Origin of the sequence: Actinoplanes lobatus, from assembly GCF_014205215.1 — a bacterium.
In the GTDB taxonomy this organism is placed as follows: domain Bacteria; phylum Actinomycetota; class Actinomycetes; order Mycobacteriales; family Micromonosporaceae; genus Actinoplanes; species Actinoplanes lobatus.
Map to the genome: position 1 here is coordinate 10,091,513 of NZ_JACHNC010000001.1, position 14,123 is coordinate 10,105,635.

Sequence of the window (14,123 nt, forward strand, 5' to 3'; positions counted from 1 at the left end):
AATCCGACCGACCGTTCGTAAATATAACGACGGTCACTGCCGCGCCGTCCTCTGTGGAAGTGTGGGTGGCATGGTGAAACTCGGCATCAACCTGCCACAGTTCCGTCACTACTCCCCCGGCCCCGACGTGATCGCCGCGGCCCGGGCGTTCGAGGAGATCGGCTACGACAGTCTGTGGGCCTTCGAACGGCTGCTCGTGCCACGCGACCAGAGCGGGCCGCACGGGCTGTACGGCGTACCCGATCTGCCCTGGCCCGACCGCTACCGGGGCGTGACCGACCCGCTGATCACGCTCACCCTGGCGGCCGCCGTCACCGACCGCATCGAGCTGGCCTCCGGGGTGCTGGTGGTGCCGTTCCACGCGCCGCTGCAACTGGCCCGCGCGCTGGCGACCCTCGACGCGGCCAGCGGCGGCCGGGTGATCGCCGGGCTGGGCACGGGCTGGTCGCCGGACGAGTTCGAGGCCGGTTCGCCGGTGCCGCGCACCGGGCGGGGCCGGGCGCTGGACGAGTTCCTGGACATCGCGGCCGCCGTCTGGGGCCCCGACCCGGTCACCTACGACACCGGCCGCTACCGGTCGGCGCCCGCCGACATCGCCCCGAAGCCGGCCCGGCCGATCCCGGTGCTGCTCGGCGGGGCCGGCGAGAAGGCGCTGGCCCGGGTGGCCCGGCGCGCCGACGGCTGGGTGGCCAGCGGCACGGCCCCGGCCCAGGTGAAGACGACGTGGGCCCGGATCCGGGAGATGGCCGCCGAGGTGGGCCGCGACCCGGCGGCGCTCAGCTGCACGGCCCAGATCGGCACCCTGGACATCACCGAGTCGACCGCGTCACCCCGTCCGCCGTACGCGGGAAGCGTGGCCCAGCTGGCCGAGGACGTGGCGGCACTCGCCGAGGCGGGCGCCGACCACATCTACGTGACCCTCCCGGCCGCGGTCGACGACCTGAAGGAGCTGATCGACCGCGCCGCCGAGTTCCACGAGAAGGCCCGCGCCGCCCTCTGATCGCTGGGACGCCCGCGGCCGGCACTGCTCGCGTCGGCTATTTCGCGCATGAGGCGTCGGCAGCAGCGAGTTCACCTCGGCGGGTGGACGTCTCGGTGGTGTCTATACCAGCCACGCTGCGCGGCGACGACTCCGGCTTGGAACCGGCTGCGGGCGTCGAGGAGGTCCATCAGCTCGGCGGACTTGCGTTTGATCGTGCGGGCCGAGACGCCCATCTTGCGGGCGGCCATCTCGTCGGTGCTTCCGGCGGCGAGGAGCCGGGCCAGTTCGCGTAGCTGGGGGGCGAGGCCGGCGTCGTCGCGCCGGGGAGTGTGACCCAACGGCGTCGCGGTCGACCAGATCTGGGCGAACAGGCCGTAGACCGCGGCGACGATGCCGGGGGCGTGGACCTCCTGGGCGCCTTTGCTGCTGTCGAACGGGTCGATGGGCAGCACCGCGACGCGCCGGTCGTACACGATCATCAGCATCGGCAGTGTCGGCGCGGTCCTGATCTCCCCGCCCAGGTCGGTCATCCAGGTGGCGTAGTCCTGGAGCACCGGGTTGTGCCGGTGACTGTCCTGGTAGATGGCTCGGATGGCCACACCGCGTTCGAGCATTTGCTGATTGAGCGGCCGGCTGGCCTTCTTGCCCTCGGGCTTCTGCGCGGTGTTGGGGTTGAGCGAAACACATTCCACGGTGGTGGCCAGGGTCAGTTCCTCGAGACGGCCACGGACCGCCTCCACGCCCTCCCACTTGGTGACGTGTTCACGGTCGCGGTTCTGCTCGTGCGCGGCGGCCAGGGACATCACCGCGGTGCGGGTGGCTTCCAGCTGACGCTGCTTGTCCGCCACCTCGGCTTCGGCACGGGCGATCAACGAGGCCAAACCGATGGTCGGCCCGACTGTCCGGAGCCCGCCGCCGTCGCCGCCGAAAGTGATCAGGGACAGATCGATGAGTTCATCGAGTGCGGCCCGGACGGCGTCCTCGGAGCGGTTCATGTGGACGGCCAACTGAGGCAGGTCGAGCTGCGGTGCAGCAAGCATGGCCAGATAGGTGGCCTCTGCGTCAGCGGACAGACCTATGGCACCCAACACGGCTCTCGCCCCTCCCCCGAGTGATGGCATAGCGCGGAGTCAAGTATGTGGATCGACACCGCTCGCTGCAAGATCCACCTCGGGTAAGTGTCCCGAAGGTGCCAGGCACCTTTGTGCCCGCTGGAATCCCTCGACCTTCCCCGGCCCGTGCCGCATTGTTGTTTTCAGCAAGGAGCACGGCGGCACGAAACAGGAATAAACGAACCGGGTCCGGTGGAATAGCCAAAACGGTTCCGCTGAACAAATCGAATTCTTTCTACAGGAGGAGTCTGTCATGCGTAAGGCGATCAACAAGGCATTCACGACGGCCGGCCTGATCCTGGCCTCGACGGTAGTCACCCTGGTTGTCTCCCCGTCTCCGGCGGGTGCCGAGCAGGCCGCCGGCGACAGCCCCGCCGTGATGGTCCTGGCCGGTGGGTCGGAGTGGGCGTGAGCGAGATCGGCACGATCTGGATGCGCCTGTGCGGTTACCGGCTGGCCGGTCCGATCCGGTGGCACGGCGAAGCGGCGAAGCAACTACTCGCAGGCGAGCTGGCAGCTCGAATATGGTCGCAGGCCGGCGACGCCGACCGGGTTCAGCACATCCGGATCCGCAGCGCCGACTCCCCGGGACCTGAGCCGCCGGAGCCGGACGGCAGCGCCCACCGGTGCCGGCTGGACGTGGGAATCCTGCTGATGGCCGACAGCGACGACAAGGCCCGCGCCGTGGGTGCCCGGCTCTGCACCGGGGCGCTGGCCGCCGGTCCGGACACCGTCGGCTGGACCTTGCAGCCACTGATCTGAGAAATCCGCCATACGCCGTACGGCATTGAACGCACGACCGGAATCCCCGGCAATCGTCGACCACAAGAAGCGTGAATCCGCTGACGCAAGGCGGCCTGGATACCGCCTTGCCCAAGAAAGGTGCCAAATAGTGAGGACTCTGAAGTTCAACTCCCGCCCTCGAATTGTTGCGGGCGTCGCGGCGAGCCTCGCCGTGCTGGTCGGAGCAGGCGTCGCGGCATCGCCGGCCAGAGCCGATTTCACGTCCGAACGAGGCGAGGAGATCTCGCGGGCCGAGGTGCTGGAACGCGCCCAGTACTGGCTCGACCATCAGCCCGGCCCCTACAACCAGGGTGCGACGTCACCCGGTCCAGGCGACGGCTACAACTACCGCCGGGACTGCTCCGGATACGTCAGCATGGCCTGGCACCTCAACGCCAACCCCTCCACCGAGGGAATCCCGAATTACGCGCCGTCGATCTCCAAGGCGGACCTGAAGCCCGGTGACGTGCTCAACTCCTACAGCGAACACGTTCTCCTCTTCAAGTCGTGGGCCAACAAGGAACACACCCGCATCAACTACTACACGTTCGGCAGCACGCCGGTGAAGATGCGTACCAACGTGCCGCTCTACAGCGGAAACATCGACTCCCACCCGGCGTCGAACTACGTGGCCCGGCGCTACTCGAAGATCAAGGACGACGTGCCGGAGACGCCGGTGCAGCGCAGCACGGCCGACGTCACCGGTGACGGCTTCGCCGACCTCGTGACGACCACGTCGGACGGCAAGCTCTGGATGTACGCGAACAACTACGTGCGAGACGACGGCCAGCCGTACAGCGCGGGCACTCAGATCGGCAACGGCTGGGGCTCGTTCACCAGCGTCTTCGGTGCGGACGTCACCGGTGACGGCTACCGGGACCTGGTCGGTATCAAGACCGACGGCACGCTGTGGCTCTACCCGAACAACATCGAGCGTGACAACGGGGTGCCCTACAGCTCCGCCGACGCCCGGCAGATCGGTACCAGCTGGAACATCTTCAGCAAGGTCTTCGGCGCGGACGTGACCGGTGACGGCTACACCGACCTGGTGGGCATCAAACCGGACGGCACGATGTTCCTGTACGCCAACAACATCGAGCGTGACAACGGCGTCCCGTACTCCGCGGCGACGCAGATCGGCAGCGGCTGGGGCGGCTTCACCCAGGTCGTCGGTGCGGACCTGACCGGCGACGGCTACACCGACCTGGTTGCGGCCAAGGCCGACGGTTCGCTCATGCTCTACTCGAACAACATCGAGCGTGACGGCAAGCCCTACAGCTCCACCTCGGTCACCCAGATCGGCAGCGGCTGGAACGCGTTCAACCGGATCATCGCCGCCGACTTCTCCGGTGACGGCGTCAGTGACCTGGTCACCACCAAGCCCGACGGCACGCTGTGGCTCTACCCGAACAACATCGGCCGCGACGGCGTCTACTTCAGCTCGGCCACCGCCCGCCAGGACGGCAGCGGCTGGAACCCCTACTCCAACATCAGCTGACCTGACAGACCCCATACACGACCTCGGCCCTGCCCGGCACACCGCCGGACAGGGCCGAGGCCCGTTCCCGAACCACCGACGGCCAGTGAGCCGTCCGAAGGTGCCTGCCCTGAGGTCAGGGGCAGGTCGCGGCTTGCGGATAGAGGTCGACCGTCTGGTCGTACCCGTTCATGGTGATGTTCCAGGTCGCGGTGAAGCCGCATGCGCCGCCGGGGGTGGTGGCCGTGACCGTGTAGTCGCCGGCGGGCAGGCCGGGGAACTCGTACCAGCCGAACTCGCTGATCGTCGTCTGCAGGTCACCGGGCTGGAGCGTGACGATGCCGCCGCCGTCGGCCGGCTGCCACCCGTCGTGGTCCATGACCAGGCCGCCCAGCGTCGCCGGGAGTGGCTCCTCCACGACCGGCGGGCACTCCTCGCCGTTCGCCGTGTACATCATGAGTGTGAATTCAAGACCGTACCGGTCGAGCAGGAGCGTCTGGCCGGCGGCCACCGGGCAGTCCCCGTTCAGGACCGCGGTGGCGCTGACCCGGTATTCGCCGACGGGGAATCCGCTGAAGACGGCACTGCCGTCGGCGCCGGAGACCTGCTGGTAACCGCCGGGTTCCAGCGTGACGGTGATGCCCTCCAGGGAACGCCCGCCGGGATCCTTCACCCAGGTCCGGAACGAGGTGCTGGACGCCTGCGCCGGCGCGGCACCGGCGATCAGCGACAGGCCTGTCAGCAGTGATGCGACAACGGTCGCGAGCGCGCGACGGCCGAAGACGATGGACATGAATCCTCCCGTGGTCCACATCGGATGCCAAGATCCAAACATGGAACATCGGCGATGGCGAACCACTTGATGGATGCGCCCCGCCGACCGCCGTCCCAAGCAGAAGGCTCCGAACTTCGCCGAGAAAGGAGCTGATCGACCGCGCCGCCGAGTTCCACGAGAAGGCCCGCGCCGCCCTCTAATCCCGCAGCGCTCGCAGGAGTTCCTTCTTCGTCATGGCGGACCGGCCGGCGACACCACGATCCCGGGCCCGGGCGTAGAGCTCGTCCCGGGTCGCGGTGTCGCGTGGCTTGACCCGCGTCGTTGAGCGGCTCCTTCCGCACCCGCGGAAACGCGAACACACTGTCCGGCATGGCGTTACGGTCACCGGCGTCCAGTTGGTGGTTCCTCGTTCGTCGAGCAGCCATACCGTCCGGATACCCTTCCCGCCCACAGCCATGCGAACCACCACACCACCGTCACCGACGGTCCTTCACCCGGGACGTTTGACCAGCTCACGGGGTATTCGGAGATCGCGGGAGCGCGCTGACAAACGATCGCCGGATCGCGCTATTTTGTCGATATGGCCGAATCCCGAACGGTGACTGTGCCGGTGGTCGTGGAACGCGACGAGGACGGCGCGTGGTGTGCCCACGCCCAACTACGCCCGGGCCTGCGAGCACACGGCGAAGGCGACACCGAGCAAGCCGCGCTGGAAGATCTCCGCGAGGCCCTGACCGGCCTCATTGAAGAATTCGGTGTTCCCCGGGAACTCTCCATCACCGTCGCCGCCTGGTTGCCTCCACTCCCCTCGGTTTCCGGCAGCCGGATCGTCGCCGGGCTGTGCCAAGAGAATTTGTCACGAGACAACGTCCCGACCAGGCTCCGGCCGGATTCACCTATCGCCGTAGTGGTATTTACAGGCAACGATCTCGACGTCGCCATCCTTGATCCGATAAACGAGCCGGTGCTCACGGTCAATTCGCCGCGACCAGAGGCCGGACAACTCGCCGCGAAGCGGTTCAGGCTTACCGATGCCTTCATAGCCGTTGCGCATGACGTCCGCGATCAGGTCGTTGATTCGCTTGATCAGCTTGCGGTCCGTGTGACTGAGGTACTGCGACCAAGCTGTCGTGGAAAAGATCAGCCTCACGCCACGTCCTGCGCAACGGTCGGGTCGATGAGCGCCCGCTCGTGGCCCTCGCCTCGGTCCAGCTCGGCCATCGATCGGCGCAGGGCTTCAGCGTTGCTGGGGCTACGAAGCAGGTACTCGGTCTCTTTCATCGACTCATACTCGGCCAGCGGCACGATAACGACGGGTTCGTGCCCGGAACGGGTCACTACCAGTTCCTCGGCGTCGTCGACCACGCTGTCGAGCTCAGCGGCAAGGTTCTGTCGCAGCTGAGTGAAGTTCACCGTTCGCATCTCCACCTCCATGGGACGTACATAAAACTGTACTCCCTCGGATAGCAGGGCGAGGGCGACGTGGGCGCCCGAGGAAGCCGAGTGCTCGGTGGCCAGCCGCAAACGAGCGATCCCACCGGTCACCTCGACCAAGCCTGGACGGGCTGCGGTCGTACGACCAGTAAATAAGTAGCCGCACAAAGTGTGCGCCAACCATCCGAACTACCGAATTGATCCCGACATCAACTGCGAATCCCAGCTCCGGTAAATCGGAGATCCTCCGGAAGAACCTTGCCGGACTCCGATCCCAACGCGTCGACGACGAACACCGCATGGTGTACGCCGTCGAGACCAACGAGATCACCATCATCTCCTGCCGGTACCACTACGAATAAGCTTCCCGCACGGAGTGACCACAGCACCCTGTCTGGTGGTCCATGCGGGCGAACGTGGTTGGAAAGCCACTAAGCGCCTAGTACGGCAGCCGCCATTCGTGATCATGGCTGGAGTTCAAGGGTGAGGCGGCGGGCGTAGTGAGCTCGTCTGGCTCGTGCTTGGTGGCGACGTCGCCGATGTGACCAGCGCAAACGGTAGGCGATGCTGCGCGTCGGCCGAATCAGTAGGACGTTGATCAGGCGGCGGATCTCGTTGACGGTCAGGTCGATCATGTCGGGCTGAGCGGGACGGTCCGCCGATCGGGCGTCGGCGGTGCAGATCGCGAGGACCGCGAGCGCTGCCAGGGCAAGGGTGGTGAACCGGTGCCAGGACGTCCAGCGGCGGACCTGGTGTTGGTCCAGCCCGACCTGCCCTTTTCCGGCCTGAAAACTCTCTTCAATACGCCACCTGTGATGTACCTCAATCGAGTGCTTCTCTCTCCGTTCCGGCAGTGATCGATCGGCAGGCGTTGTTGCTGCTGGTATCGCTGATCGATCGGTTGACCGTGGCCGCGGCGATGTTGACCAGGCCAGCGGTGAGGCAGGCCGCCAGGGCGTGCAGGAGGTGCTCGACCGTGGAAAGAGGCCTGGTGCAGCCGAGTGGCCGAGCTCTAGGCTCTGGACGGACAGCCGATGACGGGGATGGGTGACGGTCGGGATGAGGGAGGAGTCCCTGCACGGCCGGGACGCCGAGCTCCACAAGCTGGGCGACTTCGTCCGGGGCGCACGCGACCGGGGCGGCGCGTTGGTGATCCGCGGTGAGGCCGGGATCGGCAAGTCGTCACTGTTGGCCAAGGCCCGCCGGATCGCCGCGGCTGAGGGCCTGCTCGTCCTATCCACGACCGGTGTCGAGGCGGAGTCCCGACTGCCGTTCGCCAGCCTGCACAGGCTGCTACGACCGGTCCTCGATCGCGCCCAGGCTCTACCTGCACCGCAGCGGGAGGCGATGCTTGCGGCGTTCGGCATGTCCAGCGCGGCCACACCGGACCTGTTTCTCATCGCCCTCGCCGCGCTGAACATGGTGGGCGATGCCGGTCCGGAGCCGGCCGCGCTGCTGCTCGTCGAAGACGCGCACTGGCTCGACTCGGCCAGTGCGGACGTGCTCGGGTTCGTCGCTCGCCGGCTCGACGCTGATCCGGTGATCCTGCTGGCCGCAATCCGCGACGGGTTCCCCTCCCTCTTCGGATCGGATCTGCCCGAGTTGCGCCTGGAACGGCTGGACGAGCTGTCGTCGGCGGCAGTGCTCGATGCACGGGCCGGTGGCCTGCCGTCGGGGACACGCCGCAAGCTGCTACAGGACGCCGCTGGTAATCCGCTGGCTTTGGTGGAGTTGGCGATCGGCGCCGGACAGCCCGGCCCGGAAGCCATGACGTCGGCGTGGCAACCGCTCACCGACCGGCTCGAGGAGGCGTTCGCGGCCCGGGTCGCCAAACTGCCGGCGGCGACCCGGGCCCTGCTGCTGGTCGCCTCGATCAATGACGGCGACGCACTGTCCGAGACGCTCGACGCAGCGTCGATGGTCGCCGGTTCCGCCGTAACTGCGATCGATCTCGGCCCGGCGATGGACGCGTCGCTGCTGGACCCGCATGAAAGCCTGGTCCGCTTCCGGCATCCGCTGATGCGCTCTGCCATTCACCAGCGGGCCGGTCTCGCGGAGCGGCACGCCGCGCACGCGGCCCTGGCCCGGGTGCTCAGCGACCAGCCGAGCCGGGCAATCTGGCACCGAGCGGCGTCGCTGTCGGGTCCGGACGAGAACGTTGCCGCCGGTCTGGCGGAGGCCGCGGCGCTGGCCCGCCATCAGGGCGCGGTGATGTCGGCCCTGATGGCGCTGGAACGCTCGGCCCGCCTCACCGAGGATCCGGCTCGCCGGGCGGCACGGCTGCTGCGCGCCGCCGAGGCCGCAGTCGAGCTGGGCTTGCAGGATGTGGTGACCAGGCTGGTACGTGAGGCACGGACGGTGGCGTTGTCGGCCCGGCAGCGGGCACAGCTGTTGTGGATCGAGGCGAGTTTCGGAGCAGGCCTGCGGGAGGAACACCGGCGCCCGGCCGCGATCGCGGCCGCCGCCGAGCGGGTGGCGACGGACGGGCACGTCGGTGTTGCACTCAGGCTGCTGAACGGCGCCGCGCTGCGCTCGTTCTGGACCGATGCCGACGCCGCCCCGGCCCGGCACCGCATAGTCGACGTCGCCGAGTCGTTACCGGTCGCCGCGGGCGACCCCGACCTGCTGGCGATCCTCGCGTTCGCGGCGCCGATCGAGCGGGGCGCCACCGTCATCGACAGCCTGCGGCTCAGCGCCGCCCGCTCGGGTGACAACCCGGAAGCGCTGCGGCTGGTGGGCAGCGCAGCGGTCCTGGTGGGCGCGTTCGACCTGGCGGAAACATGTTGCACGGCCGCACTTCCCGCGCTCCGGGCGCAGGGCCGGCTCGGCCTGCTCGCCCGGGCCCTGGGCGCACAGGCGTGGAGCGCCGCCCATCTGGCCGACCTCGGACTCGGCATTCCCGCGGCCGAGGAGTGCACCCGGCTGGCCGCCGAGACCTCCCAGCCGCTCTTCGTCGGGATCGGCCAGGCGACCGCCGCTGTAATGGCGGCGCTGCGCGGTGACGAGGAACGTGCGCAGACGCTGGCCACCGCCGCGGAACAGGGCGCCTTGTCTGGCGGGGTCCGCCCGGTGCTGGCCACTGCCCAGCTCGCCCGCGGGCTCGCGGCGCTCGGCGCGGGTCACTACGCCGAGGCGTTCGCGCATCTTCGGCGGATGCACGACCCGGCCGATCCATCGTTCCATCCGGCTCTGCGCTGTTTCGCTCTCGTCGAGCTCGCGGATTCGGCCGTCCACAGTGGGCAGCGTGCGGCGATCACCGATGTGGTCGCCGAGATGGAGTCCTTCGCACGGCAGACCCCGTCGCCGGCGCTGCACGGCGGTCTTCAGCACGCCCGGGCCGTCCTTGCTCGCGACGACCAGGCGGAGGCGCTGTTCCGGTCGGCGTTGGAGGATGGCGCCGGTCGGTGGCCGTTCACGCGGGCCAGGCTGCAATTGGCGTACGGACAGTGGCTGCGCCGGCAGCGCCGCACCGCCGACTCTCGCACGCCGCTGAGGGCCGCTCGCGACACGTTCGACGGCCTCGGCACTACACCCTGGGGCGAGTTGGCCCGTCAGGAGTTGCGGGCCTCAGGCGAGACGAGTCGGCGGCAAGTGACCGCGGCGTACGACCGGCTCACTCCCCAGGAGTTGCAGATCGCCCAGATGGCTGCGGAGGGAATGACCAACCGGGAAATCGGCGAACGGCTCTACCTGTCGCACCGTACCGTCAGCTCGCACCTGCATCGAATCTTCCCCAAGCTGGAGATCACGTCACGGTCGCAGCTGAGCTCGATCGTTCGCCCAAGCACCGTAACTTGACGTACGCGACCGTCTGGGCACCGTCCCTACGCTCGGCGGCATGACACCTCTCCTGTTGCACGGCCGATCGGATGAGTGCGGCGCCTTGGACGCGTTCATCGGCACCGTCCGGGAAGGACTGAGCGCGACTCTGCTCGTCCTCGGTGAGCCCGGCATCGGCAAGACCCGGCTGCTGAGCTACGCCGGCGACTGCGCCGCTGACCTGCTGACCGCCCGGCTCGCCGGCACCGAGTCGGAGATCCAGCTCGGTTACGCCGGCCTGCACCGGCTGCTGCATCCCTTCGCCGACCGAGCCGGACGGCTCCCCGAACCTCAGCGCGTCGCCTTGGGCATCGCGTTCGGACTTCTCGCCGGCCCGCCGCCGGACATGTTCCTGGTCGGCCTGGCCACACTGACTCTGCTCGCCGACGTCGCCGCTGAAACGCCACTGATCTGTTTGATCGACGATGCCCAGTGGCTGGACCGGGAGACCCTCGCGGTGCTGGCCTTCGTGGGCCGCCGGCTACACGCGGACGGCATCGGGCTGCTCTTCGCCATCCGCGACGAGCCGGGTGCCGCCGTGACATTGCGGAATTTTCCCGTCCTGGCCGTCGCGGGACTCGACCCGGCGGGCGCGCATCGGCTGCTCGAGTCCACGGTCCCGGGGCGCATGGACTCCGCGGTCGTGGGCCGGATCGTCGCCGAGACCCAGGGCAATCCGCTCGCCCTGGTCGAGGTAGCCAGCGAGCTCTCCGACGAGCAGCTCGCCGGTGCTGCGCTGCTTCCCGACCGGTTGCCGATCGGCCGGCGGTTGGAGGCGCACTTCGCCGGGCAGGTCCAGGCTATGCCCGCCGACACTCAGCTGTTGCTACTGCTCGCCGCGGCCGCACCGGCCGACTGTCCCGCACTGCTCTGGCAGGCCGCCGACAGGCTCAACCTGGCGCCGGCCGCGCTCGACATCGCCGTCTCGGAGGGTGTCCTGCTGCCGGGTCACGGCTGTTCATTCCGGCATCCGCTGATTCGTTCGGCGATCCAGAGCGCCGCACACCCGACCGACCTGCGCGCTGTCCATGCGGCTCTGGCTGCGGTCACCGACCGGGTGAATCATCCGGACCGGCGGGCCTGGCATTTGGCCGAGGCGACCGTTGGACTCGACGACCTGGTCGCCGCGGAACTGGAGAGTGCCAGCGAACGTGCCCGGCGCCGCGGTGGCTATGCCGCACAGGCCGCATTCCTGTCGCGGGCGGCAGATCTCACCTCGGATCCGCAGGACCGCGCCCGCCGACTGCTGACTTCGGCCCGGCCCTACCTGGTCATCGGCGACGCGAGCAGCGCAGCGGAACAGCTCGACCGGGCGGCACCGGGGCTCGAACTGCCGGCCATGCGAGCCGCGGCGCAGCGGACCAGGGCGACCATCGAATGGTTCACCGGTGCCGGGCCGGCCGGAGTGCCCGCTGCCCTGTTGGACGCGCTGGCGACCTTCGGTCCGCTGGAGGAACGGACGACGAGGGACATGCTGTGGGAAGCGCTCACCGCAGGGATCCTCGCGCGGCAGTACACCGTCGGCGTCACGCTGCTCGACATCGCCAGTTCCGCACTGAAGGCGCCGCTCCAGGACCCGTCCGGGGCGACCATCGCCGATCTGCTGCTGGACGCTTTCGCCACCCGGATCGCCGACGGATTTGCCCGAGCGGTCCCGCTGCTGCGTGCCGCGATCGCCGCGATGCGCACCGGACGGCTGGCAGACGAGGGCGAGCCGGTCGGCGTCGTCGGCTGCTGGGTGGCCCATGACCTCTGGGACGACCAGGGCCTCGAAGACATCGTCACGCGGATCGGCACAGCGGACCGTGGGCGCGGCGCGTTGCACGCGGTGAACGTCGCGCTGCAGAACGCCGCCGCGTGGAAGACCTGGGCCGGCCGGTTCAGCGAAGCGGAGAGCTGCCACGCGGAAGCAGCGGAGATCGCCGCGACGATCGGCCTGCTGCCCGAGGGGCCGGAGAAGAGAATTGAGCTGCTGGCCTGGCAGGGCCGGGAGAGCGAGACCCGCAAGGCCGCTGACTTCATCTACCGGGTCTGGGCCGGGCAACGCGGATTCGCGGTGATGGCGAACAACGCCCGTTACTCGGTCATGATCCTCGAACTGGGTCTGGGCCGATACGGCGAAGCCCTTGCCTGCGCCGCTCCCCTGTTCGACGAGGACGCACCCGGACAGGGCAACCTTCTGCTGCCCAACCTCGTCGAGGCCGCGGTACGCGGCGGCGACCGGAACCTCGCGGAAGCCGCCTTGGCGCGCCTGGCCGAACGCGCGGCGACCAGTGGCACTGCCTGGGCGCTCGGTCTACTCGCGCGCTCCGCCGCGTTGCTCACCGACGACGACCGCGCCGACGCTCTCTACCGCGAGTCCCTCGACCATCTCGCCCGCACAGCGGTCCGCACCGAGTCCGCCCGCGCCCACCTGCTCTACGGCGAGTGGCTACGCCGCCGTAAGCGCCGGGCCGACGCCCGCGTGCAGTTGCGCCTGGCTCACGAGATGTTCACCGGTATGGGCGCCGCGGCGTTCGCCGAGCGGACACGTCTCGAGCTGGCCGCCACCGGCGAGCAGCCGCGCAAGCGCACCGAGACCACGAGTCTCGATCTCACCCCGCAGGAGACCCGAGTCGCCGCCCTCGCGGCCGGCGGAGCGACGAACACTGAGATCTCCAGCCGGCTGTTCATCTCGTCGTCCACTGTCGAGTACCACCTCAACAAGACATTCCGCAAGCTCGGCATCACCTCGCGGCGCCAGCTCGCCACCGTCATGAAGGCCGGTGGCTGAGCGACGAGACTGGGGTGTTTCCAGGGTCCGAACCCGTGACCGCCCGTGGTCCGGTAGTTCCCATGACGACACCGACCCCAGTGATCTTCATTCACGGCCTCTGGCTACACGCTTCGTCCTGGCAGCCCTGGATCGACCTGTTCCGCAAGGCGGGCTACGACCCGTCGGCTCCGGGCTGGCCCGGCGACCCGGACACTGTCGATGAGGCCCGGGCCAACCCGGAGGGCATCGCCGACCACGGCATTGACGATGTGGTCGCCCACTACGCGGAGATCATCTCAGCTCTGCCGGCCAAGCCGATCCTGATCGGGCACTCGTTCGGCGGCATGATCGCCCAGAAGCTGCTCGGCCAGGACCTCGCCGCCGCCACCGTCGCCATCGACGCGGCACAGATCAAGGGCGTCCTGCCGCTGCCGCTGTCCGCACTGCGCGCCACCCTTCCAGTCTTCAAAAACCCTAGGAACAAGCACCGGGCCGTCTCCCTCACGGCCGAGCAGTTCCGCTACGCGTTCGGCAATGCCGTCACCGCCGAGGAGTCCCAGCAGCTTTTCGAGACGTGGACCATCCCGGCGCCCGGCAAACCGCTGTTCGAAGCGGCCGCCGCCAACTTCGACCCGCACTCGCCGGCCGCGGTGAACACAAACAACGAGCTGCGCGGACCCTTGCTGCTGATCACCGGCGGTAAGGACCACACCGTGCCGGAATCGGTCACCCGGGCCACCTTGAAGCAATACCGCCACTCCGAGGCGGTCACCGACATCCTCGACTTCCCCGACCGTGCGCATTCGCTGACCATCGACAGCGGCTGGCGCGACGTCGCCGACGCGAGCCTCACCTGGCTGCGCGCGCACGGGCTCTGAGCCGACCGCCGTCGCCCGAAAAGCTCGCCTCGAACAACCGGAGATTTCCATGACCACTCGCATCCGCCGGTCCCAGGCCGTCATCCTCGCCGACGGCGCCGCGCCGGC

The 14,123-nt window shown here is 68.7% G+C and carries 12 protein-coding genes and 1 pseudogene; 8 read left to right on the plus strand and 5 right to left on the minus strand.

Annotated elements, in window-relative coordinates:
- Nucleotides 1–70 precede the first annotated feature (70 nt).
- Nucleotides 71–1,000, plus strand: coding sequence for a TIGR03619 family F420-dependent LLM class oxidoreductase (locus tag BJ964_RS45760; protein WP_188126509.1), 930 nt, complete (start codon nt 71–73; stop codon nt 998–1,000).
- A 71-nt stretch (nt 1,001–1,071) separates the two neighbouring features.
- On the opposite strand, the gene BJ964_RS45765 is transcribed toward BJ964_RS45760, so the two are convergent.
- Nucleotides 1,072–2,022: a helix-turn-helix domain-containing protein gene (locus BJ964_RS45765; protein WP_223149723.1), complete on the minus strand. Its 951-nt coding sequence runs from the start codon at nt 2,020–2,022 to the stop codon at nt 1,072–1,074.
- 325 nt (nt 2,023–2,347) lie between these two features.
- Here BJ964_RS45765 and BJ964_RS45770 point away from each other — a divergent pair, with 325 nt between their 5' ends.
- The 3 genes from BJ964_RS45770 to BJ964_RS45780 all read left to right on the plus strand — a co-directional run bounded on the left by BJ964_RS45770 (nt 2,348) and on the right by BJ964_RS45780 (nt 4,375).
- On the plus strand, nt 2,348–2,506 hold the full coding sequence (locus BJ964_RS45770) for a hypothetical protein (protein ID WP_188126511.1): 159 nt from the start codon (nt 2,348–2,350) through the stop codon (nt 2,504–2,506).
- A complete protein-coding gene (locus tag BJ964_RS45775; protein ID WP_188126512.1) occupies nt 2,503–2,856 on the plus strand; it encodes a hypothetical protein in 354 nt (117 codons plus the stop codon). Before BJ964_RS45770 ends, BJ964_RS45775 begins: the two co-directional genes overlap by 4 nt.
- A gap of 130 nt (nt 2,857–2,986) precedes the next feature.
- Nucleotides 2,987–4,375: a C40 family peptidase gene (locus tag BJ964_RS45780; RefSeq protein ID WP_188126513.1), complete on the plus strand. Its 1,389-nt coding sequence runs from the start codon at nt 2,987–2,989 to the stop codon at nt 4,373–4,375.
- A 115-nt stretch (nt 4,376–4,490) separates the two neighbouring features.
- On the opposite strand, the gene BJ964_RS45785 is transcribed toward BJ964_RS45780, so the two are convergent.
- The 3 genes from BJ964_RS45785 to BJ964_RS45795 form a co-directional block, all read right to left on the minus strand.
- Nucleotides 4,491–5,147 (minus strand): hypothetical protein, encoded by a 657-nt coding sequence (locus tag BJ964_RS45785; protein WP_188126514.1) that lies wholly within the window; start codon nt 5,145–5,147, stop codon nt 4,491–4,493.
- Nucleotides 5,148–6,021: 874 nt separating this feature from the next.
- Nucleotides 6,022–6,279, minus strand: coding sequence for a Txe/YoeB family addiction module toxin (locus BJ964_RS45790; protein WP_188126515.1), 258 nt, complete (start codon nt 6,277–6,279; stop codon nt 6,022–6,024).
- Entirely contained in the window at nt 6,276–6,563 is a 288-nt protein-coding gene (locus BJ964_RS45795; protein WP_229807148.1) for a type II toxin-antitoxin system Phd/YefM family antitoxin, read from the minus strand. Before BJ964_RS45795 ends, BJ964_RS45790 begins: the two co-directional genes overlap by 4 nt.
- Before the next feature lie 197 nt (nt 6,564–6,760).
- Here BJ964_RS45795 and BJ964_RS45800 point away from each other — a divergent pair, with 197 nt between their 5' ends.
- Nucleotides 6,761–6,925: a type II toxin-antitoxin system YoeB family toxin gene (locus BJ964_RS45800; protein WP_223149724.1), complete on the plus strand. Its 165-nt coding sequence runs from the start codon at nt 6,761–6,763 to the stop codon at nt 6,923–6,925.
- A gap of 102 nt (nt 6,926–7,027) precedes the next feature.
- Here BJ964_RS45800 and BJ964_RS49720 read toward each other — a convergent pair.
- A pseudogene (locus BJ964_RS49720) lies at nt 7,028–7,375 on the minus strand (IS701 family transposase); the annotation flags it as partial.
- Nucleotides 7,376–7,622: 247 nt separating this feature from the next.
- Between BJ964_RS49720 and BJ964_RS45805 the strand changes: the two are divergent.
- The 3 genes from BJ964_RS45805 to BJ964_RS45815 all read left to right on the plus strand — a co-directional run bounded on the left by BJ964_RS45805 (nt 7,623) and on the right by BJ964_RS45815 (nt 14,015).
- Entirely contained in the window at nt 7,623–10,361 is a 2,739-nt protein-coding gene (locus BJ964_RS45805; RefSeq protein WP_188126516.1) for an AAA family ATPase, read from the plus strand.
- A 40-nt stretch (nt 10,362–10,401) separates the two neighbouring features.
- Nucleotides 10,402–13,155 carry a helix-turn-helix transcriptional regulator gene (locus tag BJ964_RS45810; RefSeq protein ID WP_188126517.1) on the plus strand — a complete coding sequence of 918 codons (2,754 nt, stop codon included), beginning with the start codon at nt 10,402–10,404 and terminating at the stop codon, nt 13,153–13,155.
- A gap of 62 nt (nt 13,156–13,217) precedes the next feature.
- Nucleotides 13,218–14,015 carry an alpha/beta hydrolase gene (locus tag BJ964_RS45815; RefSeq protein ID WP_188126518.1) on the plus strand — a complete coding sequence of 266 codons (798 nt, stop codon included), beginning with the start codon at nt 13,218–13,220 and terminating at the stop codon, nt 14,013–14,015.
- Nucleotides 14,016–14,123: the final 108 nt, after the last annotated feature.